The following is a 25242-nucleotide window of genomic DNA, read 5'->3' on the forward strand; positions in this document are numbered from 1 at the left end:
AACAACTATTTTTGCTTAAGGTTTCTGGATCAGGCAAACGGCATAGGCAACCACCCCCTCTTCCCTACCTATAAATCCCATTTGCTCGTTGGTAGTGGCTTTAATAGAAATATCTTCCACATCCATCGCTATTGCTCCGGCAATGTTAGCCTGCATCTGCGGGATATGCGGATTTATTTTAGGGGCCTCGAGGCATAGCATGGCATCGATATTGCCGATCTGCCAGCCTTTTTCCTGCAACAGCTTTACCGTTTCCTGCAGCAGTATCATACTACTGATGCCTTTCCAGCGGGGATCGGTATTCTTAAAATGGAAGCCGATATCCCTGAGGTTGGCTGCGCCCAAAAGTGCATCGCAAATGGCGTGCAATAATACATCTGCATCAGAATGGCCATAGGCACCTTTGTGATGCGCCAGGTTTACGCCGCCAATTACAAATGGATGATTGTCTTTTAATTGGTGTACATCAAAACCAAAACCTACCTTGATTTTCATTATTTCGTATTTCCGAAGTTGAACAGCAGGCTAAACCTCAAGGTATTAGCCAGCGGACTTTTTTGTGGATTGGCCAGCAAATAGGCGAAATCCATATTGAAGATATTATATTTTAAACCAGCGCCCAAAGTTACATAACGACGATCGCCCTTTTGCGGCGACTCGTAAAAATAGCCTGCACGAAGGGCAAACTGCTGGTTATACCAATATTCCACGCCGGTACTGATGCTAATTTCCTTCAGTTCCTCGCTAAAACCACCTGGCGCATCGCTAAAAGAACCAAATATGCCAGCCGGAACCGAACGGTCGGGATCGCGGCCCGAAATAATCTTGCCGTTCGAATCTCTGATTGGCTGGGTAGGCACCATCAGTTTATTGAAATCGAGTGCCAGCGTAAATTGGTTATAATCGTCGATGATCAATGTAGAAGCACCTCCAATTTTCATATTGGTAGGCAAGAAAAATTTCTCTCCGCCATCAACATAGCCGATCTTGGTTCCGATATTGGAGAAATTGGCGCCTGCCCCTATAATGGCATCTTTGCCAAACATCACGGTCTGTTTTCTGTAATAGGCCGAAACATCAACTGCAAAGGCTTTGCCCGCACGCGTCTGCTGTCCGGCGGCAAACTGGCCCGACGAGAGGTTGGAATAGATAAAGCGGCCTGTGGTGCCCAAGGCAAACTCGTCGCCAAAGCGCCTCGAATAAGTGGCATCAAATGCAAACTCATTCGGGCTGTAAATGCCTAGATCTTGTTGGTTAGCGTCGGTTAGCTGAATTTGGCCCAATGAAAAATAACGCAACGAACCTCCTAACGTACTCTGGTCGTTGATTTTATAAAAACCACTGATGTAGGCGAGATTGATATCGGGAACCAGACTTTTTAACCATGGACTATAGGAAGCCGAAAAGCCGTAAGGCAATTCTAAAAAGGCCAATTTGGAAGGATTGATGCTCATTGCGTTGGCATCGGGCGGCGCGGCCACACCGGCCTCGCCCATACTGCCCGCCCTGGCATCGGGCGTAATCAGCAAAAAAGGAACCGCTGTTATGATATTGTTAGACTGACTACCATTAGTTTGCGTACCCGGTTGCACTACTTGTGCCTGTAGCCCGGCGCTAAAAAACATGGTTAAAGAAAACATGCCTAAAGCTGTTGCACTAAAGTACTTTAATTTCATCAGTTGAAACAGATATATCAGGCATGCAAGTTAACATAGTGTTTACTAATTTCAAAGCATTAATATATTATATGACTTCTAGCGGGTCAACTTGTTAGCAAACAAACGTATTTTTCAATTAAATGTTGTTATAGCCAATTAAACGCATCAAAATAGGCAAAAAAACCTTCTCGCTTATACTATAAAGCATTGGGGCCGGCACGTGTCCAGACGGGAAGAAAACACCTAATACATTTAGCCACAATAAATTAAGGAAGTTTACGTTTGTAGGTATTGTTCTATTATTGGAGCAAAGGGTTATGCCTGAACTTATAGGCAACTAAAAAGTAAGATTTTTTTTGGTGGCCCGCCCTTTTTACGTAATTTTAACGGTTAAGTGTTACAAAGGCACATTTTATGAAAAAAACATACTTTTACTCTTTTGCATTCTTGATCAGTCTTACCGTTTTTGCTTCTTGCAAGTCTAAAAACAGCAGTGCGGTATCGAACAAAACCGGATATGCCTACAACAAAAAGGAAAACGGCGGATTCGAGGTGGCAAATAAGTACAAACGTGGCCCAGGGCCAGGATTAGTAGAGATTGAAGGTGGCGAGTTCATCATGGGTGGCAGTGCGGTTGATATTCCGGGCCAAGACATGAGCAACTACAACTACAAACGCGAGGTTACGGTAAGCTCTTTTTATATGGACGACACCGAGGTTTCGAACACCAACTGGTTAGAATACCTGAACTGGATCAAAAGGAACTTTCCTACCGATGCGCAATACTACTATGAAGAACTTCCTGATACTTTGGTTTGGCGTAGTCCGCTTTCGTTTAACGAGCCCTATGTAAACAACTATTTAAGACATCCGGCTTACCAAGACTATCCGGTAGTTGGCGTAAGTGCGAAACAAGCCGAAAGATACTGCGCCTGGAGAACGGATATGGTAAACGAAAAGCTTTTACGCGACAAAGGCTATATGAATTCCTTTGCCACAGTTAATGGCACGGCAACCGGCAGAAATGCAACGGCAGCCGCGGCAGTTCCTAAAAAAGATAAACCTTTCAATACTGAAATCTATTTAAATGGCCAATACGACGACAAAGGCCCTAGGGCCATGGCTGATTTAAATCCTGCAGCCACAGCTAGCGGCACTACAACCAATGGCCGGAGAGGTACAGGAGCAACTAGAAACGTAAGGTTGGAAGACGGTGTAATTCTGCAGCCTTTCCGCTTGCCTACAGAAGCCGAGTGGGAATACGCTGCTTTGGGCCTCATTGGCAACACCCAATATGAAAACGTAAACGAGAAAAAATCTATCCTTGGAATGGTTTGGGCATCACTTCAGCCAAGAAAAAAACCAGGGGATTGATTTTGGCCAACTTTAAAAGAAGCAAAGGCGATTACATGGGTGTTGGTGGTTCTTTGAACGATAAAGCTGCTTTTACCCAAAACGTAAAAAGTTATATGCCTAACGATTTTGGCCTTTACAACATGGCTGGAAATGTAAACGAGTGGGTAGCCGACGTATACCGTGCCGCTACTTTCGAGCAGGCCGATGCCTTAAACCCATTCAGGGGTAACCAATTCCAAAACAAAGACAGAGATCCTGTAAACAGCCAATTGAAACAAAACAAATATGGCAAGCCCGAAATGGTAAAGGCCAACTCTGGCGTTAAACAAACCTGGGAAGAGCTACAGGCCGGAAAAGCAGCAGGCACCAACGGCAGCGCGGCCTACAACGCCGATCAACGCGGTTACCGCGACGAGCAAAGTGCTTTGTACGGCATTACTACTTTGGTAAACGATAAATCGAGAGTTTACAAAGGTGGCTCGTGGAACGACCAGGCACAATGGCTAAATCCGGCAGCAAGAAGACACTTGCAGGAAGACGAATCGACCGCGGATATTGGTTTCCGTTGCGCCATGACCATGTTGGGCCCATCAGAAATCAAATCGAGTGGCAAGCCTCAATTCAAGTCAGGCAGGTAAGCCTCAAAAAAATAACAGGAAGGCCCGAAAATCCTAGATTTTCGGGCCTTCCTGTTCATACACTTACGAAGCTTTTTGAAACTTCGAGAGCGTATGTCCTAGCTAAAGCTAACGAGCAATTCATTTTTCTCTACTTTATCGCCTTGTTTTACCGCTATCTTCTTAATTACCCCATCGGTAGGCGATTTGATCATATTTTCCATTTTCATGGCTTCGAGTACCAAGAGGCTATCGCCTTTCTTTACCTCATCGCCTTCGCTGGCCAGTACGTTTAGCACTAGCCCTGGCATTGGTGCTTTTACCTGCTGTATTTTATGGGCTGCCAGGTTGTCCATACCCAATTGCTTAAGCAACTGGTCAAACTGATCTTTGATGCTAACCGTATACAAGTTGCCATTTACTTTAACCGTAGCGGTTTTTTCTTCTTTGTTCAGTTCTACAAGTTCTGTAGTATAAGATTTGTTCTGATAAAGCACATGAGCGGTGTTCCCGTTCAAGGGAAAACTATCCAATGTCACTACCTCATGATTGATTTTTAGCGATTGGTTAGTTGCCTCGATCTCAAAATCATACTTGTTGTTTACTTTTACTTGATACATGTTTATTGGGTTAAAGCATATTGCACTAGATTTGCGCCCATTTTTAGCGCCTTGGTCCTACTTTCTTGCGTATCGCTGGGATATGTGCCGTAATCTTCCCAACCATTGCCCAGATCGCATTCGTAGGTATAATAGCAAACCACCCTGCCTTGCCAGATCAGCGCAAAGCCTTGCGGCCGTTTGCCATCGTGTTCGTGTATTTTGGGCAGGCCTGCCGGGAACTTGAATTTCTGGTTGTACAGCTTATGGTCGGCGGGCAGTTCTACAAAGCTCAGCTCAGGAAAAACCTTTTTCATTTGGGGCCTGATAAACTTGTCGAGCCCATAATTATCGTCGATATGCAAGAAGCCCCCACCGATTAAATATTTTCTCAGATTAGCCGCTTCCTGGTCGTTAAAAATCACGTTGCCATGGCCGGTCATGTACACAAAAGGAAAATTGTACAGTTCGGCACTGCCCACTTCCACAATGCCTTCGTCTGGCGCAAAATTAGTATTGATATTTTTATTGCAGAATTCGATGAGGTTAGGCAAAGCTGTTCGGTTGCCATACCAATCGCCACCCCCACTGTACTTCAGCTTACCCATTTTATAGGTTGGGGCGTTGAAGCCGGTAAGGGAAACCAAGACCGAAAAACCCAAGATTAAAGGCAGAAGGTTGAAGGTTGAAAGTTTAAAGTTTAAAGCGGAAGGGCCAAAGACCAAAACCCAAAGTGAAACCGCAATGCGCTTAAGTGACTTGCCCAAATTGTAAATCGTAGCTCGTAAATCGTAAATCAGCTTCATCGGTTGACATAGTTAAGCTCGAAACAGGCATACAAGGCTGCCGTTTCCGTTCTCAGGCGCGTTTGTCCTAAAGTTACGGGTTTGTAGCCATTTTGCAAAGCGAGCTCCAGCTCTGCAGCCGTAAAATCACCTTCGGGGCCAATCAGCACCACATACGATTGGTGCGGCTGTACCAAATCTCTAGCATAGGTTTTATCGCCATCCATGCAATGGGCAATCAGTTTATTGGCCGAGGTTTCCTTGTTGAGGAAATCGGCCAGCGCCATAGTTGGATTTAGCCGCGGATGATAGGCTGTAAGCGATTGCTTGACCGCCGAAGTAATTACTTTATCGAGCCTTTCTTCCTTAACCACACGTCGTTCGGAACGATCACAGATGAGCGGTGTAATTTCGTCAATGCCAATTTCTGTTGCCTTTTCCAAGAACCACTCCAAACGGTCGATGTTTTTAGTAGGCGCGACGGCAATATGCAGGTGATGGTTGCGTTTGCCATAATCCTGCTGGCTGCTGATTACTTTTAAATCGACATGCTTTTTGCTGACCGAACTGATTTCGGCTTCGTAAAAACCACCACGACCATCGATAAGCTGCACAACATCGCCTACATCCAACCGAAGCACCTTGCTGCAATGTTTGCTTTCTTCTTCGTTAAGCGTATAATGGGCCGATGCAATATCTGGTGTATAGAAGATATGCATAATGTGGGGGATTAATGGTTATCAACCATGTCGCTTTTGCCAATAACCAGCTCGAGCTTGATGGTTTCGATATTTTGTTCCGTTTTTTTAAGGATGGTGAAAAGGTAGCCATAGCATTCTTCGCTATCGCCAACCTCCGGAATTTTGCCAAAGGCGTGCGAAACCAAGCCGCCTACGGTATCAAAATCTTCGTCTTCGGGCAAATCGTGTGGCAAATGCTCGTTTACGTCGTAAACCGTGGCATAGGCATTAATGATAAATTCGGTATCTGAAATCTTTTCAACGGTTGGCTTTTCCTCGTCATACTCATCTTGGATCTCGCCCACAATCTCTTCCACAATATCTTCGAGCGTAACCATGCCTGCCGTACCGCCAAACTCGTCGATGACGATGGCAATCTGGATGCGTTTTTGCTGCAGTTCGCTCAACAGGTCGTTGATTTTTTTGGTTTCAGGCACAAAGTAAGGCTTCCTGATGATATCGGTTAAAGCCCACTCCTTTTTACCCGCCAATAATGGCAAAATATCTTTGGCATGCACAATGCCGATAATCTTATCGATGATCTCATCGTAAACCGGCATACGTGAATAGCCTTCGGCAATGATCTTTTGTACGACTTCTTCTTTCGGCGTATCCAGCTCGATACTCGATATTTTGGTACGGGGCACCATGATGTTTTTAACCACGCGCTCGTTAAAATCGAATACGTTTTTAATCAGTTCGTGCTCATTGGTATCTAAGGCACCGCTTTCCTTGCCCTGATCTAACAGGTACTGCAGCTCTTCGGTACTGTGTAAAGATTCGTGCCCATCAGCCGTATTGATGCCAAACAGCTTAAGTACAATCCTTGCAAAACCATTGAGCAACCAAATAAAAGGCCTACCAATAAAGTAGAAACCCTGTAAGGGCAAGGCAATAAACAAGGTGGTAGCCACCGGTCGCTGGATAGCCAATGATTTTGGCGCCAACTCGCCAAATACGATGTGCATAATGGTAATGATAGAGAAGGCAATAACTGTTGATGCCGAGCTGATAAAAGTTTCGCTCATGCCCAAGTTTTGCAAGCCATCGTGGATCAAGTCGTGCATCACGCGTTCGCCCACCCAGCCCAAGCCTAGCGAAGCCAAGGTAATGCCCAATTGTGTAGCGGCCAGATAGCCATCCAAGTTGTGGATGATATGCTTGGCCATTTTGCCTACACGGCTTCCAGATTTTGCCTTGATCTCAATTTGGGAACCCCGAACCTTAACGATAGCAAATTCTGCGGCCACAAAAAAGCCGTTCAGCGCAACTAAAAAGAAAGTCCAGAATAGATCCCAGCCCATTAAGCTAATTTTCCAAATGTTTTGTTATATAATTCGATGCTCTCATTAATTACCTTATGAGCGTATCGCACCCCTAGCAGGTGTTCAATTGTTACCTTTTTCTCTTCTAAAGCCTTATAATCCTGAAAGAATTTTACAATTTCCTTCATGGTATGTGGCGGCAGTTCGTGCAAGTCGTTGATATAGTTTACCGACATGTCGTTTTTGGCTACTGCGATAATCTTATCGTCCTGTTCGCCATTATCCACCATGTGCATTACACCAATTACCTTGGCTTCGATGATGGTCATTGGATACACATCTACCGAGCACAGCACCAAGATATCCAGGGGATCGTTATCATCGCAATACGTCTGCGGAATAAATCCGTAGTTTGCCGGATACATCACCGAAGAGAACAACACCCTGTCTAGCTTGATCAGGTTAGACTCTTTATCGATTTCGTATTTTGCTTTGGAACCTTTAGGAATTTCTATAATTGCATTCACAACCTCCGGTGCGTTTTTGCCCGGAGAAACACTATGCCATGGATGATAGCCGTCTTTACTCATTTTTCTTCTTCATTCTCTGTTTCATCTGTCTCTCCAGCGCCCAAAACCTGCTTTTTCACAAAGGTAATAATCAGCGGAATGGTGGTGATGACAATGAAACCTATTATAATATAAACCAAATATTCTTCAATTTGTGTGGCAAACTTCCTGCCCAAAAAATATCCCAACAAAGTTAAGGATGCTATCCATAATATTGCGCCAACAATGTTATAAAGTGCAAACTTTTTTACATCGAGCTTAACAACGCCTGCAAAAATAGGTGCAAACGTGCGTACAATCGGCACAAACCTGCCCATGATGAGGGCAAAAGCACCTTGTTTACGGTAATAGCGTTCGGCGGCAACCAAATACCTTTTCTTAAAAAAGAAGGTATCTTTGCGGTTGTACAAAACCGGACCTGTTTTGCGACCGAACCAGTAACCTGTAAAATTGCCAAGGATGGCAGCGGCACAGAGCCCCAGCACCAGCACGGTAATATTGACATCGAGCCTGCCTGTAGCTACAAACATGCCTGCCAAGAACAACAGATAATCACCAGGTAAAAAGAAACCGAAGAAAAGCCCGGTTTCGGCAAAAATAACGAACAATACCACATAAAATCCCCCCTCTTTGAGCAGTTTTTCAGGGTCTATAAAATGCTGTACTGAATTCCAGAATTCTTGCATAGTTCAATTATTCGTAAAACTACAAATAATAATCTATATCGTTATGCTATATCAAATTTAAAATAAGCGATGGATAAACGCCTAATAGCAAGGTTACGATAACGGCAAGTACCAATACGATTTTATACTGCGACGGCGCTTCCAAAGAAATTTCTTCGCCTTCTTTAAAGTACATGGCAATAATTACCCTAAAATAGTAGTAGAAACCTACCAAAGCGTTTAAAATGGCAATAACCACCAAAACTACCTGATAGTTGTCCATTACGTTCATAAACATGAGGTATTTGCCCATAAAGCCGGCGGTTAGCGGTATACCTGCCAGCGATAGCATGGCAACCGTTAAGGCAAATGCCACCAAAGGGTTCTTTTTGCCCAAGCCATTAAAGCTGTCGAAAGTATCGCTGCCTGTTTTTTGCTTCACCATGATCAGCACGGCGAAGGCAATGATGCTGGCAAAAGTATAGGCTGCCGCATAAACCAATACGTTATTGGCCGAGTTTGGTGTCAATACCACCAAAGAAAACAGCAAATAACCGGCATGCGAAATACTCGAATAAGCCAACATGCGCTTGAAGTTCTTTTGGTAAAGGGCGGTGATGTTGCCGATAAATAGGGTGAGCACGACAATGCAGGTTAGCACAGGCGTCCAGAAATCGTGCAAAGGCTCAAAAGCATTGCTAAACAACCTCAAGAAAGCCGCAAAGCCAGCGGTTTTTACTACTGTCGACATGAAGGCGGTAATGAGCGATGGTGCACCCTCGTATACATCCGGTGTCCAGAAATGAAAAGGCGCCGCACCTACTTTAAAGCATAATCCAATCATGATCAGGATCACACCCGGGTAGAATAGCGTAGAAACCGCATTGTGCTCTACCAAATATTTGTTGATGACTTCGATATCAAAAGATCCGGTAGCGCCATAAATCAGGGTAATACCGAACAACAAAAATCCGGTCGAAAAGGCACCCATCAAAAAGTACTTCAGCGAAGCCTCGTTAGAGGCAAAATTAAGCTTGCGAATACCTGCCAGGATGTACAAGCTTACTGACATGATTTCCAAACCGATAAACAACATAGACAGGTTCTGGTAAGATACCATGATGATCATGCCCGACAAAGCGAACAAAATCAATGTAAAATATTCGGCTACGTTATCGCTGCCTTCGGTAAAATAGCGTTGGGTAAGCAAAAAGATCAAGAAAGTACCAATAATGCTGATGGCGCTAAAGGCCAGTGCAAAATTGTCCATTTTCATCATGCCAAAATAAGTTGTCGGATTATTCCAGGCACACAGGGTAAAGCCCAAGGCTACAAGCAAACCTACCAAGGTTAATGGCAACAAGGCTTTTTTTGCTTTGAACAAACCTGCATAAAGTACTACTAATGCCGTTACGGCAATGGTTATAATAATGTTCATGTTTAGTTTAACCCTGTTAATTTTTGATTGACTTGTTCTAATAAATGTTGTACTGAAGCTTCCGATAATTGCAATATTGGCTTAGGATATACGCCCATTACAATGATAAGTGCACAAATGATATACAACACCACTTTTTCTGTTCCTTTAATATCTGTAAAGCCGATGGTGAGGCTGTTGGTTTCGCCCAACATTACCTTTTGATACATCCTCAGCATATAAACAGCGCCGAAAATAATAGTCAATCCGGCTACAGCCACCATCCAAACATTATATTGGTAAACAGACATCAGTAATAAAAACTCGCCCACAAAACCATTGGTTCCTGGCAAGGCTACCGTGCCCAAAACAATGATGAGGAAAGTAATGGCTAGTTTTGGAGCCACTTTGGCCAAACCGCCTAGTTCATCCACCTTGTTGGTTTTCAATTGCGACGAAATGATGTCCAATACAAAGAACAAACCTACTACGTTGATACCGTGGCTCAACATCTGTACCATCGAACCTTGCAAACCTTGCGTATTTAGTGCAAAAATACCTGCCGCAATCAAGCCTACGTGGCCAATTGACGAATAGGCGACCAAACGTTTGGCATCTTTTTGCGTAAAAGCTATTAAGGAGGCATAAACGATACCGATAACAGACAAAATCATGGCCAGATTGGTCCAGTCTTGTACGCCTTGCGGCACAACCGGCAATAGCCATCTGATGACGCCATAAATACCCATCTTCAGCATGATACCTGATAAGAGCATCGTACCGGTTGCCGGAGCTTCGGTATAGGTATCTGGCTGCCAGGTATGGAATGGGAAAATAGGCATCTTAATGGCAAAAGCAATAAAGAAGGCCCAGAATACCCAGCCCTGCTGCGTAGCATCGAGTTGGAGCTTATAAAAATCGGCGATAGCGAAAGTATGTGCCGGATTTTGCAGGTACAGGTAGATCATGCCCAAAAGCATGAACAACGAACCCGCAATGGTATACACAAAAAACTTCATGTTGACCTTGATGCGGTCTTTGCCGCCCCACATGGCGCAGATGAAATAAATCGGGATCAAAGCCGCTTCCCAGCCGATGTAAAACAAAAATGCATCAAGCGAGGTAAACACCAATAAAAGTCCGCTTTGCATAAAAAGCACCAAAGCATAAAAAGCGTTGCTGTTTTTATAGTCGTGCCTGAAGCTGGCCAAAATGATCAAAGGCATCAAAATATTGGTCAGTAGCACAGTAATCATGCTAATGCCGTCGATACCTACGTGAAAGCTGATTCCAAACTCTTTAATCCAAGCACAGTTGATTACAAACTGTGTACTGGCATCGGGCGTAAATTTGCACAATAAACCTATGGTTGTTGCCAGCGAAAGGATGGAAAACACCAAGGCCGTTTGCTTAGCGGTTTTTTTGGCTAAAGCAGCTGTGACAATGGCACCAATTAGTGGTAAAAATATAAGTATTAAAAGTTCCATTTATTTTGTTTAGCCAATGTTAAGAGATGGATAAATAGGTGTACAACAATAAGGCAATGATACCGAACACCATCATAAAGATATAAAAGCCTACATTTCCAGATTGCAACAGGCGAAGGTTTTTGCTGCCTTCGGTAGCCGTCCAGCCCAAGCCGTTTACCAAACCATCGATTACTTTTTTATCTACAATCCGGTAGAAGAACTTGGACAAAGCATCCAATGGTTTTCTGATGATCGTATCATAAATCTCGTCCAGATAAAATTTGTGGTAAGACAATTTGGCCAATACCGATCTTTTGCCCTCATCGGCAACAGGGATATCAGCATTTTTCACATATTTTACATAAGCAAAAATCAAGGCAATAACGGCAGCACCTACAGAAGCGCCCATGAGGCCGATTTCTGTGCCATGATCTAAGCCCAATTCTTGTGGGGCAATACCTGCACCAGCCAACCAATGCGCCAACCATTCGTTACCTCCGGCAAAATGCGGCAGGTTGATCAGTCCACCGATGGCCGCCAAAATGGCCAACACAATTAACGGGAAAGTCATTACGCCTGGCGACTCATGCACATGGGTTTCTTCGTGGTGCGTGCCCCGGTATTTGCCAGAGAAAGTCAGGAACATCATCCTGAACATGTAGAACGAAGTTAGGAAAGCGGTAAGCAAACCTACGCCCCAAAGTATCGGACTATGCTCGAAAGTATGGGCCAAGATTTCGTCTTTAGAGAAGAAACCCGAAAACGGTGGCAAACCTGCAATGGCAATGGTACCGATCATCATGGTAGCAAAGGTGATTTTCAATTTCGACCTTAAGCCACCCATGTGGCGCATATCTTGCTCGTGGTGCATGGCGTGGATAACCGAACCAGCGCCCAAGAACAGCAAGGCTTTAAAGAAAGCATGTGTTAACACGTGGAAAAACGAGCCGGTGTAAGCACCAACGCCCAAACCCAGGAACATATAGCCCAATTGCGACACGGTTGAATAAGCCAATACCTTTTTGATATCGGTTTGGGTCAAAGCAATCAAGGCGGCAATTAAAGCGGTAGCTGCACCTACAATGGCAATGATGTTTTGCGTAACCGGGGCCAAATCGAACAATACGCTCGAACGGGCAATCATGTAGATACCAGCAGTTACCATGGTGGCGGCGTGGATCAAGGCTGAAACCGGGGTTGGGCCAGCCATCGCATCAGGCAACCAGGTAAACAAAGGCAACTGTGCCGATTTACCGCAGGCACCGATAAACAATAAGATGGTAATGGTAATTATAGTCGTATCGTTAGTAACAAATTTAGAGGCTTGGGGGAAAATCTGTGCAAACTCGGTGCTGCCAAAGGCGTTTACCAACATAAATACGCCAATCAAAAAGCCCAAATCGCCAATACGATTCATTACAAAAGCCTTTTTGGCCGCGCTTGCATAGCTTTGGTTGGTGTACCAAAAGCCGATAAGCAGGTAAGAACACAAACCTACGCCTTCCCAGCCGATGAACATCACGATATAGTTTGAACCCAGCACCAAAATCAACATGAAGAAGATAAAGAGGTTCAAATAGCTGAAGAACTTGCCAAAACCGGCATCTTCGTGCATATAGCCAATCGAATAAATATGGATCAGAAAACCGATACCGGTAATGATCAGCAGCATCACCGAGCTCAACGGATCGAGCAGGAAAGCCAAGGGGATCTGTACCTTGCCCGCGCTGATCCAGTCGAAAAGTACTACATTGATTTGTTTTTCGGCACTGCCGCTCAATTGAAAAAATAAAACTACGCTGAGTACAAAAGAGGCCAATACCACACCGCTTCCGATCAAGCCAACCAGGCTTTTGCTGAACGTATTTCGGCCAAGGCCATTAATTATGAAGCCTAAAAGCGGAAGCAAAGGAACCAGCCAAAGTAAATTATTCATCATTCCTATTCTATATAATTACCACTTAAGGCGATTTAACACATTAATATCTATCGACTGCGTATTGCGGTAAACCATGACGATGATACTCAATCCTACAGCAACCTCGGCCGCGGCCAAAGCCATAATAAAAAACACAAAAACCTGTCCCGACGGGTCGTTATGGTGAACCGAAAAGGCAGTTAACAACAAGTTTACGGCATTCAGCATCAGCTCTACCGACATAAAGATGACGATGGCGTTTCTGCGGGTCAATACCCCGATTACACCAATGGTAAAAATAATGGCGCATAACCAAATGTAATGGTTAAGCGGCACAACCTTCATATTTTGAAACAAACTATCCATTTTGCTTTTCTTCCTTTTTAGTTAACAATACGGCACCAACCATTGCGGTAAGCAATAAGATGGACGACAACTCAAATGGCAACATAAACGGGCCAAAAAGTTCCTTGCCCAGATTTTTGACCAAGCCCAGGCTCGGGTTCTGCAATACCAGCGGGCTATTGATCGAAACTGCTTTGAACGAACCGATTAAGGTTACGGCCAAACAGCCTCCGGCAATTACGCCCACAATTTTAATGAGGTTCGATTTGTTGGGTTCATTCTCTTTGTTCAGGTTCAGCAACATGAGCACAAAGAGAAACAATACCATAATTGCCCCCATATAAACGATAAAGTTTACAACGGCCAGAAACTGGGCGTTCAACAATACATAGTGCACGGTAAACGTAAAGAAGGTAAGTATCAGGTATAGCACGCTGTGGATGGGATTTTTAGAGAAAATCACCAGCAGCGAGAAAATGACACTCAGTGCAGCTACAAAATAGAATACTTGTGTACCCATTAATTCTTTGTTTAGTTATTAGTTGCCATCGCTATTGCGGGGCACGAAGCAATCTCATTTTTTAAACCGTTGCTTGGGATTGCTTCTTTCCTTGCAACGGCTGTTTTTTATTTGGTCTCCAACGGAGCTTCTACCAATTTATCCTTGCCATAAATAAAGTCTTTGCGCAGATAATCAGACGGCACGATAGGTCCATCCAGGTAAATGGCTTCTTTAGGGCAGGCTTCTTCGCACAAGCCACAGAAAATGCAACGCAACATGTTGATTTCGTAAACGGCGGCATACTTTTCTTCGCGGTAAAGGTGTTTTTCTTCCGCTTTGCGCTCGGCCGCGATCATGGTTATGGCTTCTGCAGGGCACGATAAGGCGCACAAACCGCAGGCTGTGCAACGCTCTCTGCCCTCTTCGTCTCTTTTTAAAGAGTGCATGCCACGCCAGTTGATCGAAAACTCGCGCTCTACCTCTGGGTACCTGATGGTTGCACTTTTCTTAAAAAAGTGGCTCATTGTAGTACCCAAGCCTTTTACAATAGCCGGCAAATACAAACGCTCGGCCAAATTCAACGGCTTTTGTTCCAGTACTTTTTTCTTATTGCTTAATGATTCCATTGCTCTCCCTTTTAAAATTGACGTAAGGCAATCCAAATTCCTGTAATGATGATATTGACAATAGCCAACGGGATCAATCCCTTCCATCCTAAATTCATCAACTGGTCATAACGGAAACGCGGAATGGTCCAGCGTACCCACATGAAGAAGAAGATGAACATAAATATCTTCATAAAAAATATAAACGTGCCGAACAAGACTGCCGCATTTGGAGCCCAATGTGCCGCAATATAGTCCATACCCGGATAGTTATAGCCCCCAAAATAAAGCGTAACCATTACGGTTGACGAAACGAACATATTGATGTACTCGGCAAACAGGTAAAAACCCAGTTTCATCGACGAGTATTCGGTATGGTAACCACCGATCAACTCGGTTTCGCATTCAGGCAAATCGAATGGCGCACGGTTGGTTTCGGCAAAAGAACAAACCATAAAAATGATAAAGCCCAATGGCTGATAAATTACATTCCAGTGCCAGCTATGTTGTTGGGCTACAATTTCCTTTAAACTCAGCGAATTGGTTACCAAAAGCAAGGCGATGATAGAAAGGCCCATAGCCACCTCGTAACTGATGTTTTGGGAAGCCGCACGGATCGCGCTTAGCAACGAGTATTTGTTGTTAGAAGCCCAGCCACCAATCATTACGCCATAAACACCTAACGATACCACGCCGAAGATGTACAAAACGCCTACGTTGATATCGGTTACCTGCAAAGGCACTGTTTTGCCACCAATGGTTAGGTCTTGTCCCCATGGAATAACCGCCGTGCCAATACAGGCACAAAGCATGGCCAAACCCGGACCAACCATGAACAACCATTTGTTTGACGTAGCTGGAACGATTTCTTCTTTCATGAACATCTTTACCCCATCGGCCAATGGCTGTAAAATACCAAAAGGTCCGGCTCTATCCGGTCCAAGCCTGTCTTGTAAAAATGCAGCCACCTTGCGCTCGGCATACGTAGAGTACATGGCAATAACCAAACTGATGGCAAATAAAATGGTTACCAGTATAAATTTCTCGATTACAAAGTTGATATCCATTAGAATTTAGCAGTTTTTTCTAGTTCTATTTGATTTGCTTTTTGCAGGGCCAGGTTTTCTTTGATCACCGGTAGTGGCTTAAAAGTTTCGTAGTGGTTTGAGGCAATTACCGAAGTATCAGGAATGTGCGTTGGGTGCTCGATTACCCAATCGGCTGTATTTTTCTTTTCAAAACGGCAGGTATTGCAGATGAATTCCTCCACCTCGCCAAACTGATCTTTGCGGGCAGTTACACGCAACACGTCTTCGCCTTTGTACCATAGCGTTACCTTACCATTGCATTTTTCGTGGTCGCAATTGCGATGTGCATCAACAGGTTTGGTAAACCATACCCTGTTTTTAAACCTGAAAGTTTTATCGGTTAAGGCGCCAACCGGACAAACATCGATTACGTTTCCTGAAAAATCGTTGTCAACCGCAGTTTGGATGTAGGTAGAAATCTCCGAGTGGTCGCCACGGTTCAAAATGCCGTGTACGCGTTTGTTGGTGATCTGATCGGCTGTAAACACACAACGGTAGCACAAAATGCAACGGTTCATGTGCAATTGGATCTTATCGCCAATATCTATCCTTTCGAAAGTACGGCGCTCAAACTCGTACCTGGTTTTTTGCAAGCCATGCTCATAGCCCAGGTTTTGCAAATCGCATTCGCCCGCCTGGTCGCATACCGGGCAATCTAAAGGGTGATTGATCAGCAAAATCTCTACTACGCCACTTCTGGCCTCCAAAACCTCTGGCGAAGTGATGTTCTGTACTTCCATGCCATCCATCACTGTGGTACGGCACGAGGCTACCAGCTTAGGCATTGGGCGAGGGTCTTTTTCAGAGCCTTTGCTTACCTTTACGATACAGGTACGGCACTTGCCGCCGCTGCCTTCCAGCTTAGAATAATAGCACATGGCAGGAGGAACAATATCGCCGCCTATTTGCCTTGCGGCATTTAAGATGGTGGTTCCCGGAGCTACCTCTACTGTTATTCCGTCTATAGTTACTTTAACTAAATCGCTCATGGTTAAAGATTATCCTGTTTAACTTCCACTGCTTTTTCTATGGGCACTGCATAATTGGCTATGCCATAGTTCTGTTGCTGGCTCTTCACCGGTTCTTTGATATGCCATTCAAACTCTTCTCTGAAGTGTCTGATGGCACTGGCTACCGGCCAAGCGGCTGCATCGCCTAGTGGACAAATTGTATTTCCTTCTATTTTACGTTGTACATCCCATAGCAAATCGATGTCGTCCATCGTACCATGTCCGTACTCAATTTTATGCAAAATTTTCTCTAGCCAACCTGTTCCTTCACGGCAAGGCGAACATTGTCCGCAGCTTTCGTGATGGTAAAAACGCGAGAAGTTCCACGTGTTCCTTACAATGCACTGGTCTTCGTCGAAAGCGATGAAACCGCCCGAGCCCAACATTGTTCCAGTGGCAAAGCCACCCTCGGAAAGAGATTCGTAACTCATTGAACGAGGCTCGCCGTTGGCATATTTCAAGGTGAGGTTGGCTGGCAGAATGGGCACCGACGAACCACCGGCTACCGTAGCTTTTAGTCTTTTGCCATTGGCAATACCGCCACAGTACTCGTCAGAATAGATAAATTCTTCAACCGGCAAGCCCAATTCGATTTCGTAAACACCCGGTTTAACCAAGTTGCCCGAAGCCGAAATCAGTTTGGTACCTGTACTGCGACCGATACCGATTTTGGCATACTCATCGCCACCATCGTTGATGATTGGCACTACAGCCGCAATCGATTCAACATTGTTTACTACCGTAGGACAGCCATATAAACCTGCAATAGCCGGAAAAGGTGGCTTGATACGGGGATTTCCACGCTTGCCTTCCAACGATTCCAATAAAGCGGTTTCTTCACCACAAATGTAGGCACCGCCACCTGGCTGTACGTACAATTCGAGGCTATAGTCTGTTCCCAATATTTTTTGGCCCAACAATCCGGCAGCTTTGGCTTCGGCAATCGCTTTTTCCAAAATGCGGATCTGAGGCATCATCTCGCCGCGCACATAAATGTAGGAAGTGTTTGCACCCAAGGCATAGCTTGCTACAATCATCCCCTCGATTAAGGCATGCGGAATATAAGTCATGAGATACCTGTCTTTGAAAGTTCCAGGTTCAGATTCATCGGCATTGCATACCAAATAACGCGGAACACCTTCTGGCTTGGCCAAAAAGCTCCATTTCATCCCGGTAGGGAAACCCGCACCGCCCCTGCCACGCAAGCCCGATTTTTTCACCTCTTCCACTACCTCGTCGGGGGTCAGCGTTTTCAATGCTTTTTCAACGGCTCGGTAACCGCCTTTTTGGCGATAAACCTCTAGCGTGTTAATGCCAGGTACATTGATATGTTCTAATAATAGTTTACGTGCCATTTGCTATAGATATGAGATGTGAGATATGAGATAAAAGCCAAAATGCTCCGTTCTCAAGCCTCAAATCTAAGGTCTCAAATCTTATTTTTTAAATCGTCTATCAATTGATCAACCGACTGTTCGGTCAGGTTCTCATAAAAAGTATACTCAGGACCAATTTGCAACACCGGTCCAAAGCCACAGGCGGCCAAACACTCTACGCCTCTCCAGCTAAACAAGCCGTCTTCGGTTACTTGGCCTTCCTTAACGCCCAACTTCTGTTCAATGTGGTCCATAATTTTTTCGGCACCCACCAGGCAGCAAGGGCCGGTACGGCAAACCTCCAATACATATTTTCCTTTAGGCTCCAAGAAGTACATGGTATAGAAAGATGCTACTTCATACACTTCGATGGGCTGAATCTGTAAATATTCGGCCACTTTATCCATCGCAGGAACGCTGGTCCAGCCAAACTCGGCCTGTACCAAATGTAAAATAGGCAAGAGTGCCGATTTCTGTCTTCCGGCAGGATAACGATTTACGATCTCGTCGAATTGGCTGATCAATGCCGACGAAAACTCTACAGGTTGTTGTTCTTCTACTCTAAGCATCTAATTCTCCTGCAATAATGTTCATGCTACTCATGTTGATGATGGCATCTGACAACAACATGCCTTCGCTCATTTTGGCAAACATAGAATAATTAATAAAACTTGGTCTTCTGAAGTGCAAGCGATAAGGCGTACGGCCACCATCGTTAATCAAATAGAAGCCCAGCTCGCCGTTACCGCCTTCTACGGCATGGTAAACTTCTGCTTTTGGCGCATCGATTTCGCCCATCACAATCTTAAAGTGATAGATCAATGCTTCCATATTGTTGTATACTTCTTCCTTTCCTGGCAGATAGAACTCCGGAACGTCGGCATGGAAAATGCCTTTGGGCTCCGATTTTATTTTCTCCATCGCTTGCTCGATGATGCGTACGCTTTGCCACATCTCCTCGTTGCGCACCAGGTAACGGTCATAAATATCGCCACTGGTACCTACCGGAATTTCGAAGTCGAAGTCCTGGTACGATGCATAAGGCTCGCTGGTACGTACGTCGTAATCAACGCCGGTAGCACGCAGCAATGGGCCCGTCCAGCCGTAGCTCAGCGCATTTTCCTGCGTTACTTCAGCAACGCCGGCAGTACGGTCTATGAAAATACGATTACGGTTCAACAAGCTTTCAAACTCTTTCAGCGCTTTAGGGAATTCTTTTAAGAATTTATTGATCTTGGCAAAGGCAATATCATTAAAATCTCTTTCCAAGCCGCCGATACGACCAATATTAGTGGTTAGGCGTGCGCCACAGACCTCTTCGTAGATTTCGTAAATATGCTCCCTGAACTGGAAAAGATAAAGGAAAGTAGTGGTTGCTCCGGTATCTTGTGCAATAATGGTATTGCAAATGATATGATCGGCAATCCTCGAAAGCTCCATGATGATGACACGCAGGTAATCCACGCGTTTCGGGATCTGGATATTCAATAGTTTCTCTACCGTCATGTGCCAACCCATATTGTTAATGGGCGACGAGCAGTAGTTTAAACGATCGGTTAAGGGCGTTATCTGATAAAAAGGCCTATGTTCGGCAATCTTTTCGAATGCACGATGGATATAGCCAATGGTAGAAACACCACTGACGATACGCTCGCCATCCAGCTGCAAAACATTCTGGAAAACGCCGTGCGTAGCCGGGTGGGTTGGCCCCAGGTTAAGGGTTACCAATTCACTCTGCGGATCGTTGTCTGTATATACTGGTTGATTGTGATTCATGGATTTATCTACCAAAATATTCGTCTTTTTTATCAACTCTGTTCGGATCTTCCAATGGATATTGCTTCAGCATCGGGTGTACGCCCAAATCGTCCATATTCAGGATCCTCCTCAAGTCGGGATGGCCTTCGAATTTTACGCCAAAGAAATCGTAGGTTTCGCGTTCCATCCAATTGGCCGCATTCCAAAGCGTACTCGCCGTTGGAATGGTTGGCTCGTTTTCGTGGATGAAAACCTTTAGCCTCACCCTAATTCCTCTTACCATGCTGTGCAAGTGATAAACTACCGCAATATGGTTTTTCTCAGGGTAATGAACCGCAGTAATATCAGTTAAGAAGTTGAAATCGATTTTGCCGTTTTCTTTCAGGAAAGAAAGCACAGCAATCACCTTGTCTTTGGTGGTCGAAAAGGTTAACAGTCCGTAAGGCTCTGTTACATCGAAAAGTTGCTCGCCAAATCTTTCGCCAAGCAATTCGATAATTTCTGTATTGGTTGCTTTGGCCATTATTCTATTCCGTAAGAAGCTAACATTTTTTTGTATTGCTCAGAATGCCTCCTTCTGCCCGATTCGTTCTTCACCAGCTCCTGAATTTTGTTGAAGCCGTCTAAAATAGCCTCCGGACGAGGCGGACAGCCCGGCACATACACATCAACAGGAATAATCTCGTCAATGCCTTGCAGCACCGAATAAGTATCGAAAATACCGCCGCTAGAAGCGCAGGCACCCACTGCCATTACCCAACGAGGCTCGGCCATCTGCAGGTAAACCTGCTTCAATACCGGACCCATTTTCTTGGCTATGGTACCCATTACCATCAGCAAATCGGCCTGACGAGGCGAAAAGCTTAAACGTTCGGCGCCAAAACGCCCAAAATCGTAATGAGAACCCATGGTAGCCATGAACTCGATGCCGCAGCATGAGGTGGCAAATGGCAATGGCCATAAGGAATGCGAACGAGCCAAACCAATGACCTTATCTAAAGAGGTGGCAAAAAAACCAGATCCTTCGATACCTGGAGGCGCATCTACTATGTTGATTTCACTCATGTTTTTAAACAAAAAATGCTCATTCAAATAAAGAATGAGCAACAAATTTACAATATTTTAAAAGCAATTAGCCTAAGCTATTAGCATTTAGAACCGTTCTAAATAAATGAGTTTTTAGTCAGCAGTTTTTAGTTATCAGTTGTTAACTGAGAGCTGTAAACTGCTAATTGATTAAGCCCAATCCAAGGCTTTTTTCTTGATGATATAAATGAAACCCAATAGCAAGGTGCCCATGAAGATGAACATTTCGATGAGGCCGTTCCAGCCAAGCTCCTTAAAATTAACTGCCCATGGGTACATAAAAATTACCTCTACGTCGAACAGCACAAAAAGTATGGCTACTAGGAAATATTTGATAGAAAACGGCTGACGCGCATTGCCGATTACTTTGATACCGGCTTCAAATGTAGAAAGCTTGTCTTTGGTTTTACGTCGAGGGCCTAAAATGTGCGTTACAAACAATGTACCCACTACAAAACCCAAGGCTACGATAACCTGAAAAATAATAGGCAGAAAATCCTGTGCTGTACTTTGCGTTTCCATATCAATAATTTAAGGCAAAATTAAAATAAAAAGGCAGGATTACAAACCCTGCCTTTCGTTTATCTATTCAGAAAGAAACTTATTTCTTAATTGGAGCCTTCTTAGCCGGCGCAGGAGGCGCTGTCAATGACTTCAAGCTCTCTGTAGCATAGGCATTCTGAGGATCGATAGCTAAAGTCTTATTGAAATATTCTTTAGACTTTTCTTTATCCGAGCCAGAATAAAATGCACCTAACCAATTATAAGCTTCTACAAGACCTTTCATGTTGGTCGATGAAGTTGCCTTCTCCGGTTTTGTTACAGTTACCAATTGAATGTACTTTTCGTAGAAAGGAACCGCTAAACCAGTAGGGGTTTCGGCATTATCCATCAATTTATTGATACGGGCTTTGTACAACCAACCAATTTCTGTTTCAGGGGCTACACTTAGCATTCTTGAAAACGCGGTATCAGCCTCCACTAACATTTTCTTATCTGGATTTTTCTTTTCGCTATTAGCGATAGCATATGCAAAATAATCAGCACTACCTAACCAATAGTTATTCATTGCCATTGATGGATTTTTAGAATTCAAGCTAATTACTTTTCTATATACATCCGCTGCTTGTTGATATTTTCTGCCTTCGAACAGTTTTTTGCCTACAGCCGCCAATTCCTCAACTTTTGTCGAATCAAGCTTAACAGCTTTTTCAATATTTAATACAGCCAAGCTGTCGTTTCCTGTTGCAGCATAAGCTTTCCCCAAATAAAGGTAGTCATCACCCAAGATACGCGACTCGTCTTGCTTGCGTGCAAACAATTCGTTCATATATTTTAAGCCTTGCTCATAGTTTTTATTTTCTATCGCCGAATAGCCACGCATACGGATTACCACAAACTCTTTTGGATTATTTGCCTCTGCATTCAACGTAGCTACTTCTTTTTCCAAAGTAACGAAGTCGCCGGCATACACCAAGAACTGTGCATAACGCAAACGAGATTCAAAAGATTTATCGGTCAAATCCAAGTACTTTCTCATGTTAGCTAGTGCTTCTGCTCTTTTTGCCTCTGCATTTTTCACATCGGCACGTGACCATTGCATTTCATTTTCGGCCAACTCACGGTAGGCTGGTCCGTAGTTAGGATCGCTTTCCGTTGCTTTTTTCAATTCGGTTTCTGCCTCAGGAAAGGCGAAAGCCATTTTATACATCCTGCCGATCTGTACGTGTGCACGGTTCAGGTTTGGATTAATATCTAAAGCCCTGAGGTACATCGGATAAGCCTCTGTGTTTTTAGTCTGCATGGCATAAAAATCGCCCAAAGCCAAAAAGGTTTCGGCATCTTTATCTTTCGCATCTAGTTCTTCTGCTTTTTGCAGGTTAGGCAAAGCGGCTGCATAATCAGGTTTTGCCTGATCGGTATAAGCCCTGCCGATTGCCAAATAGGTTTGGTAATCTTTAGTGCCCAGCTGCAAAGCTTTGTCGAAATTTGTTTTTGCTGACGTTGGGTTGCCCGATTTCAAATCGGCATGTCCCAAACCTACATAGTTTAGGGCGTATTTTGCATCGGCAGCGATACCTTTTGTAAACACTGCTCTAGCCGAATCGATATCGTCTGTCCGTAAATATACTTCACCAAGGTTAAAAAAGTTTTCGCCCTTTGTTCCTTGGGTGTTTACTAATGTCTTAAGCATCGCGCCCGCCTTTTGGTACTGTTCTGCATCCATGGCCTTCTTCGCATCGGCTAAACTCTGAGCAAATGAGGCAGTACCACCCATCATTACCAAACCTAAACTTAAGGTTATTGCTTTCTTGATCATTTTCATTGTCATCATTTGTTTTAAACTGAAATAAAATTTTCCTATGCCTTTATCTGGTTCTGCATTAAGAATATTATTTCCTTAGTTGAATATTAAAATTTAGTTCGTGTTCTTTATGTTTAATTCTCTCGGTGCTAATTTATGAGGACCTAGTCCTGATTTGAGTACAATTAACTGTCCACGTTGACTAGTTAACCAATTTGCAAATCCTGTGCCTAAACCATCACTGTACTCGGCATTAATGATGTAAACATTCCTTAAAAAAGGATATTTTGCGTTGATCAGGTTCTCCTGGATAGGTTTATAATACGAGTCGCTCCCCTTTTTTCCAAGCAAATTCTTCACGCCCATCATTTTAACTTGTGGCAAATATGCCAAAATATCTTTATTGTTCTCCAACAACCAATTCACGCCCACTACGCCAATGTAATCCTTGTGCTCGGCAATATACTTAATCACATCATTGTTCGACTGTAGGGTATATACGCCACTTTTGGGCAGTTCCTTAACCTTTGCCGAGTCGATAAAGTACCTGATCGTGCTGGAGTTGGCGTTATCAAACACCAGTTTTTTTCCTGATGTTGAAGTGCCCTTCATGATATCGAACACTTCGGCTGCGGTAATGTTCGTATCTATATTGGCGACATTCGTAATCAGGGCAATGCCATCAATTGCAAATCGGTCTGTATACACCGGAACCTGTCTTTGCTTGTAATAGTATTCTTCTTCTGGTTTAAGCATCCTCGACAAAACGATCATCTTTGTTTTGCCGTTCAGAAAATCAGGAAGGATCTGGTTCTCATTGCCCAAGGTAGTCGTCACAGTGGCATTCGGATAATCGCTTTTGAACACAAGAATCTGGTCGTCCAAAATTCTGGCAAAAGATGCATCAACCAGCAGCTTGGTGGTACCCGAAGTCCTGGTTTCCTTAACCGCGTCCTTTTTGTCCTTTCTGCGGCATGCGCCGAACAAAAGCACCAAAAGCACCAAGATCAAACTTATTCTTTTCATTTATACGGACTCTTTTTTATTGATTAAGCGGCTAAACCTGATGGCTGCATAAACAATCAAAACCACCCCAAAGGCGATCCGGTATTTTTGCGGAAACCTTTCCGGATCCAGGTTAATTAAATCGCCGAAAAAAATAACGACGATGCCTATACCCAAATAGATGAGCATCATGGTAAGCCCTAAAATAAACAGAAATCGCTGCTGAGGCGATTTCTGTTTAAAGTAATTCAGATTAAACATGTATGCTTATTGTTGTAAGCTAAATTTAATAGGAATGTTGTATTTTACACGCACTGGTTTACCGTTTTGCATACCTGGGTTCCAGCGTTTAGCCAGTCTTAATACCCTCAATGCTTCTTCATCGGTTCCGTAGCCTAATTTACGATCGATTTTAAGATCGGTTAATGAGCCGTCTTTCTCTACTGTAAATGAAACGAACACGTTACCTTGAATATTGTTCTCTGCTGCCATTGGCGGATATTTGATATTCGCGCCCAAGAAAGCATAGAACTTTTCGATACCGCCTGGATAGGTTGGCGGGTTCTCCATACTCACGAAGTTATAAACCGTGTTATCCTCTACCACTACCGCTTGTTTCGGACCTTCGCCTGCTGGTGCAATCTGAACGATTTCCGCAGTTGGATCTCCTTCGATTGTTTTTTGTCCAGGATCGGCTTTTTTCAAGTCTTCCAGTTTTGGTGGCTCCTCGTCTTTTACCTCGTTATCGGGTTTTACGATCGGAGGAGGGAATTTCACCTGATCTTGTTTCGGTGGAGGAGGCTCTACCGGTGGAGGTGTTTTCACTTCCGGATCGATCGGCGGCGGTGGCTGCACAATTACCTCTACCGCTTTTTCGGGAGGAGGTTCTGGCGCAAGGCCTTTGATTAAAGCGTAAATTCTTGGCCCCAAAAACAGCAATATGAATACTGTTGAGGCAATCAATAATGATTTGGTTGTATTCCAAGAATTTGTTTGGCGAAGCTCATAAGCTCCGTAAGCTTTATTCTTTTTGGCAAATACAATCTCAAGCCATTCTTTGTCAAATAAATCTATTTTTTTTCCAAACATTGTTCAAGTATTTTT

At 44.0% G+C, this 25242-nt stretch carries 28 protein-coding genes; 2 read left to right on the forward strand and 26 right to left on the reverse strand.

What is annotated here, in order from left to right; all coding sequences use genetic code 11:
- Window positions 1-15: 15 nt before the first annotated feature.
- A complete protein-coding gene (ispF, locus tag JHD69_RS05600) occupies window positions 16-495 on the reverse strand; it encodes a 2-C-methyl-D-erythritol 2,4-cyclodiphosphate synthase (protein WP_199138177.1) in 480 nt (159 codons plus the stop codon).
- Entirely contained in the window at window positions 495-1676 is a 1182-nt protein-coding gene (porV, locus tag JHD69_RS05605; protein WP_233165731.1) for a type IX secretion system outer membrane channel protein PorV, read from the reverse strand. Before porV ends, ispF begins: the two co-directional genes overlap by 1 nt.
- A gap of 396 nt (window positions 1677-2072) precedes the next feature.
- Between porV and JHD69_RS21445 the strand changes: the two genes are divergently transcribed.
- Window positions 2073-3032, forward strand: a complete 960-nt coding sequence (locus tag JHD69_RS21445) for an SUMF1/EgtB/PvdO family nonheme iron enzyme (protein ID WP_370583453.1) — start codon at window positions 2073-2075, stop codon at window positions 3030-3032.
- On the forward strand, window positions 2993-3652 hold the full coding sequence (locus JHD69_RS21450) for an SUMF1/EgtB/PvdO family nonheme iron enzyme (protein ID WP_370583454.1): 660 nt from the start codon (window positions 2993-2995) through the stop codon (window positions 3650-3652). The genes JHD69_RS21445 and JHD69_RS21450 overlap by 40 nt, the downstream gene beginning before the upstream one ends.
- Before the next feature lie 98 nt (window positions 3653-3750).
- On the opposite strand, the gene JHD69_RS05615 is transcribed toward JHD69_RS21450, so the two are convergent.
- The 24 genes from JHD69_RS05615 to JHD69_RS05730 all read right to left on the reverse strand — a co-directional run bounded on the left by JHD69_RS05615 (window position 3751) and on the right by JHD69_RS05730 (window position 25227).
- Window positions 3751-4251 carry a biotin/lipoyl-containing protein gene (locus tag JHD69_RS05615; protein ID WP_199138179.1) on the reverse strand — a complete coding sequence of 167 codons (501 nt, stop codon included), beginning with the start codon at window positions 4249-4251 and terminating at the stop codon, window positions 3751-3753.
- A 2-nt stretch (window positions 4252-4253) separates the two neighbouring features.
- Entirely contained in the window at window positions 4254-5036 is a 783-nt protein-coding gene (locus JHD69_RS05620; RefSeq protein WP_370583455.1) for a DUF4159 domain-containing protein, read from the reverse strand.
- The gene (locus tag JHD69_RS05625) at window positions 5033-5734 is read right to left on the reverse strand and encodes a 16S rRNA (uracil(1498)-N(3))-methyltransferase (RefSeq protein ID WP_199138181.1); all 702 of its coding nucleotides are present in this window, start codon (window positions 5732-5734) and stop codon (window positions 5033-5035) included. The genes JHD69_RS05620 and JHD69_RS05625 overlap by 4 nt, the downstream gene beginning before the upstream one ends.
- A gap of 11 nt (window positions 5735-5745) precedes the next feature.
- The gene (locus JHD69_RS05630; protein ID WP_199138183.1) at window positions 5746-7059 is read right to left on the reverse strand and encodes a hemolysin family protein; all 1314 of its coding nucleotides are present in this window, start codon (window positions 7057-7059) and stop codon (window positions 5746-5748) included.
- Window positions 7059-7610 carry an inorganic diphosphatase gene (locus tag JHD69_RS05635; protein ID WP_199138185.1) on the reverse strand — a complete coding sequence of 184 codons (552 nt, stop codon included), beginning with the start codon at window positions 7608-7610 and terminating at the stop codon, window positions 7059-7061. Before JHD69_RS05635 ends, JHD69_RS05630 begins: the two co-directional genes overlap by 1 nt.
- Complete coding sequence (locus JHD69_RS05640; RefSeq protein WP_199138187.1) at window positions 7607-8275, reverse strand: DedA family protein; 669 nt, start codon at window positions 8273-8275, stop codon at window positions 7607-7609. Before JHD69_RS05640 ends, JHD69_RS05635 begins: the two co-directional genes overlap by 4 nt.
- 46 nt (window positions 8276-8321) lie before the next feature.
- On the reverse strand, window positions 8322-9692 hold the full coding sequence (locus tag JHD69_RS05645; protein ID WP_199138189.1) for an NADH-quinone oxidoreductase subunit N: 1371 nt from the start codon (window positions 9690-9692) through the stop codon (window positions 8322-8324).
- Window positions 9693-9694: 2 nt separating this feature from the next.
- Window positions 9695-11158 (reverse strand): complex I subunit 4 family protein, encoded by a 1464-nt coding sequence (locus tag JHD69_RS05650; protein ID WP_199138191.1) that lies wholly within the window; start codon window positions 11156-11158, stop codon window positions 9695-9697.
- Between the two features lie 19 nt (window positions 11159-11177).
- Window positions 11178-13076, reverse strand: a complete 1899-nt coding sequence (nuoL, locus tag JHD69_RS05655; protein WP_199138241.1) for an NADH-quinone oxidoreductase subunit L — start codon at window positions 13074-13076, stop codon at window positions 11178-11180.
- Window positions 13077-13094: 18 nt separating this feature from the next.
- The gene (nuoK, locus tag JHD69_RS05660; RefSeq protein ID WP_199138193.1) at window positions 13095-13424 is read right to left on the reverse strand and encodes an NADH-quinone oxidoreductase subunit NuoK; all 330 of its coding nucleotides are present in this window, start codon (window positions 13422-13424) and stop codon (window positions 13095-13097) included.
- Entirely contained in the window at window positions 13417-13923 is a 507-nt protein-coding gene (locus JHD69_RS05665) for an NADH-quinone oxidoreductase subunit J family protein (protein WP_199138195.1), read from the reverse strand. Before JHD69_RS05665 ends, nuoK begins: the two co-directional genes overlap by 8 nt.
- Window positions 13924-14030: 107 nt before the next feature.
- Window positions 14031-14531 (reverse strand): NuoI/complex I 23 kDa subunit family protein, encoded by a 501-nt coding sequence (locus tag JHD69_RS05670; RefSeq protein ID WP_199138196.1) that lies wholly within the window; start codon window positions 14529-14531, stop codon window positions 14031-14033.
- A gap of 11 nt (window positions 14532-14542) precedes the next feature.
- A complete protein-coding gene (nuoH, locus tag JHD69_RS05675; protein WP_199138197.1) occupies window positions 14543-15577 on the reverse strand; it encodes an NADH-quinone oxidoreductase subunit NuoH in 1035 nt (344 codons plus the stop codon).
- A complete protein-coding gene (locus JHD69_RS05680) occupies window positions 15577-16587 on the reverse strand; it encodes a 2Fe-2S iron-sulfur cluster-binding protein (RefSeq protein ID WP_199138198.1) in 1011 nt (336 codons plus the stop codon). Before JHD69_RS05680 ends, nuoH begins: the two co-directional genes overlap by 1 nt.
- A gap of 2 nt (window positions 16588-16589) precedes the next feature.
- A complete protein-coding gene (gene nuoF, locus JHD69_RS05685) occupies window positions 16590-17963 on the reverse strand; it encodes an NADH-quinone oxidoreductase subunit NuoF (RefSeq protein ID WP_199138199.1) in 1374 nt (457 codons plus the stop codon).
- 74 nt (window positions 17964-18037) lie between these two features.
- Window positions 18038-18553: an NADH-quinone oxidoreductase subunit NuoE family protein gene (locus JHD69_RS05690; RefSeq protein ID WP_199138200.1), complete on the reverse strand. Its 516-nt coding sequence runs from the start codon at window positions 18551-18553 to the stop codon at window positions 18038-18040.
- Window positions 18546-19760: an NADH dehydrogenase (quinone) subunit D gene (gene nuoD, locus JHD69_RS05695; RefSeq protein ID WP_199138201.1), complete on the reverse strand. Its 1215-nt coding sequence runs from the start codon at window positions 19758-19760 to the stop codon at window positions 18546-18548. Before nuoD ends, JHD69_RS05690 begins: the two co-directional genes overlap by 8 nt.
- A gap of 4 nt (window positions 19761-19764) precedes the next feature.
- Entirely contained in the window at window positions 19765-20265 is a 501-nt protein-coding gene (locus JHD69_RS05700; RefSeq protein ID WP_199138202.1) for an NADH-quinone oxidoreductase subunit C, read from the reverse strand.
- Window positions 20265-20807: an NADH-quinone oxidoreductase subunit B gene (locus tag JHD69_RS05705; RefSeq protein WP_199138204.1), complete on the reverse strand. Its 543-nt coding sequence runs from the start codon at window positions 20805-20807 to the stop codon at window positions 20265-20267. The genes JHD69_RS05700 and JHD69_RS05705 overlap by 1 nt, the downstream gene beginning before the upstream one ends.
- A 171-nt stretch (window positions 20808-20978) precedes the next feature.
- Window positions 20979-21350 (reverse strand): NADH-quinone oxidoreductase subunit A, encoded by a 372-nt coding sequence (locus tag JHD69_RS05710; RefSeq protein WP_199138205.1) that lies wholly within the window; start codon window positions 21348-21350, stop codon window positions 20979-20981.
- A 79-nt stretch (window positions 21351-21429) separates the two neighbouring features.
- On the reverse strand, window positions 21430-23154 hold the full coding sequence (locus JHD69_RS05715) for a tetratricopeptide repeat protein (RefSeq protein WP_199138207.1): 1725 nt from the start codon (window positions 23152-23154) through the stop codon (window positions 21430-21432).
- A gap of 93 nt (window positions 23155-23247) precedes the next feature.
- Entirely contained in the window at window positions 23248-24159 is a 912-nt protein-coding gene (locus JHD69_RS05720) for a PstS family phosphate ABC transporter substrate-binding protein (RefSeq protein ID WP_199138209.1), read from the reverse strand.
- A complete protein-coding gene (locus tag JHD69_RS05725; RefSeq protein ID WP_199138211.1) occupies window positions 24160-24399 on the reverse strand; it encodes a hypothetical protein in 240 nt (79 codons plus the stop codon).
- A 6-nt stretch (window positions 24400-24405) separates the two neighbouring features.
- A complete protein-coding gene (locus tag JHD69_RS05730) occupies window positions 24406-25227 on the reverse strand; it encodes an energy transducer TonB (RefSeq protein WP_199138213.1) in 822 nt (273 codons plus the stop codon).
- Window positions 25228-25242 lie beyond the last annotated feature (15 nt).

This window comes from Pedobacter sp. ASV12 (assembly GCF_016429155.1).
Taxonomy (GTDB): domain Bacteria; phylum Bacteroidota; class Bacteroidia; order Sphingobacteriales; family Sphingobacteriaceae; genus Pedobacter.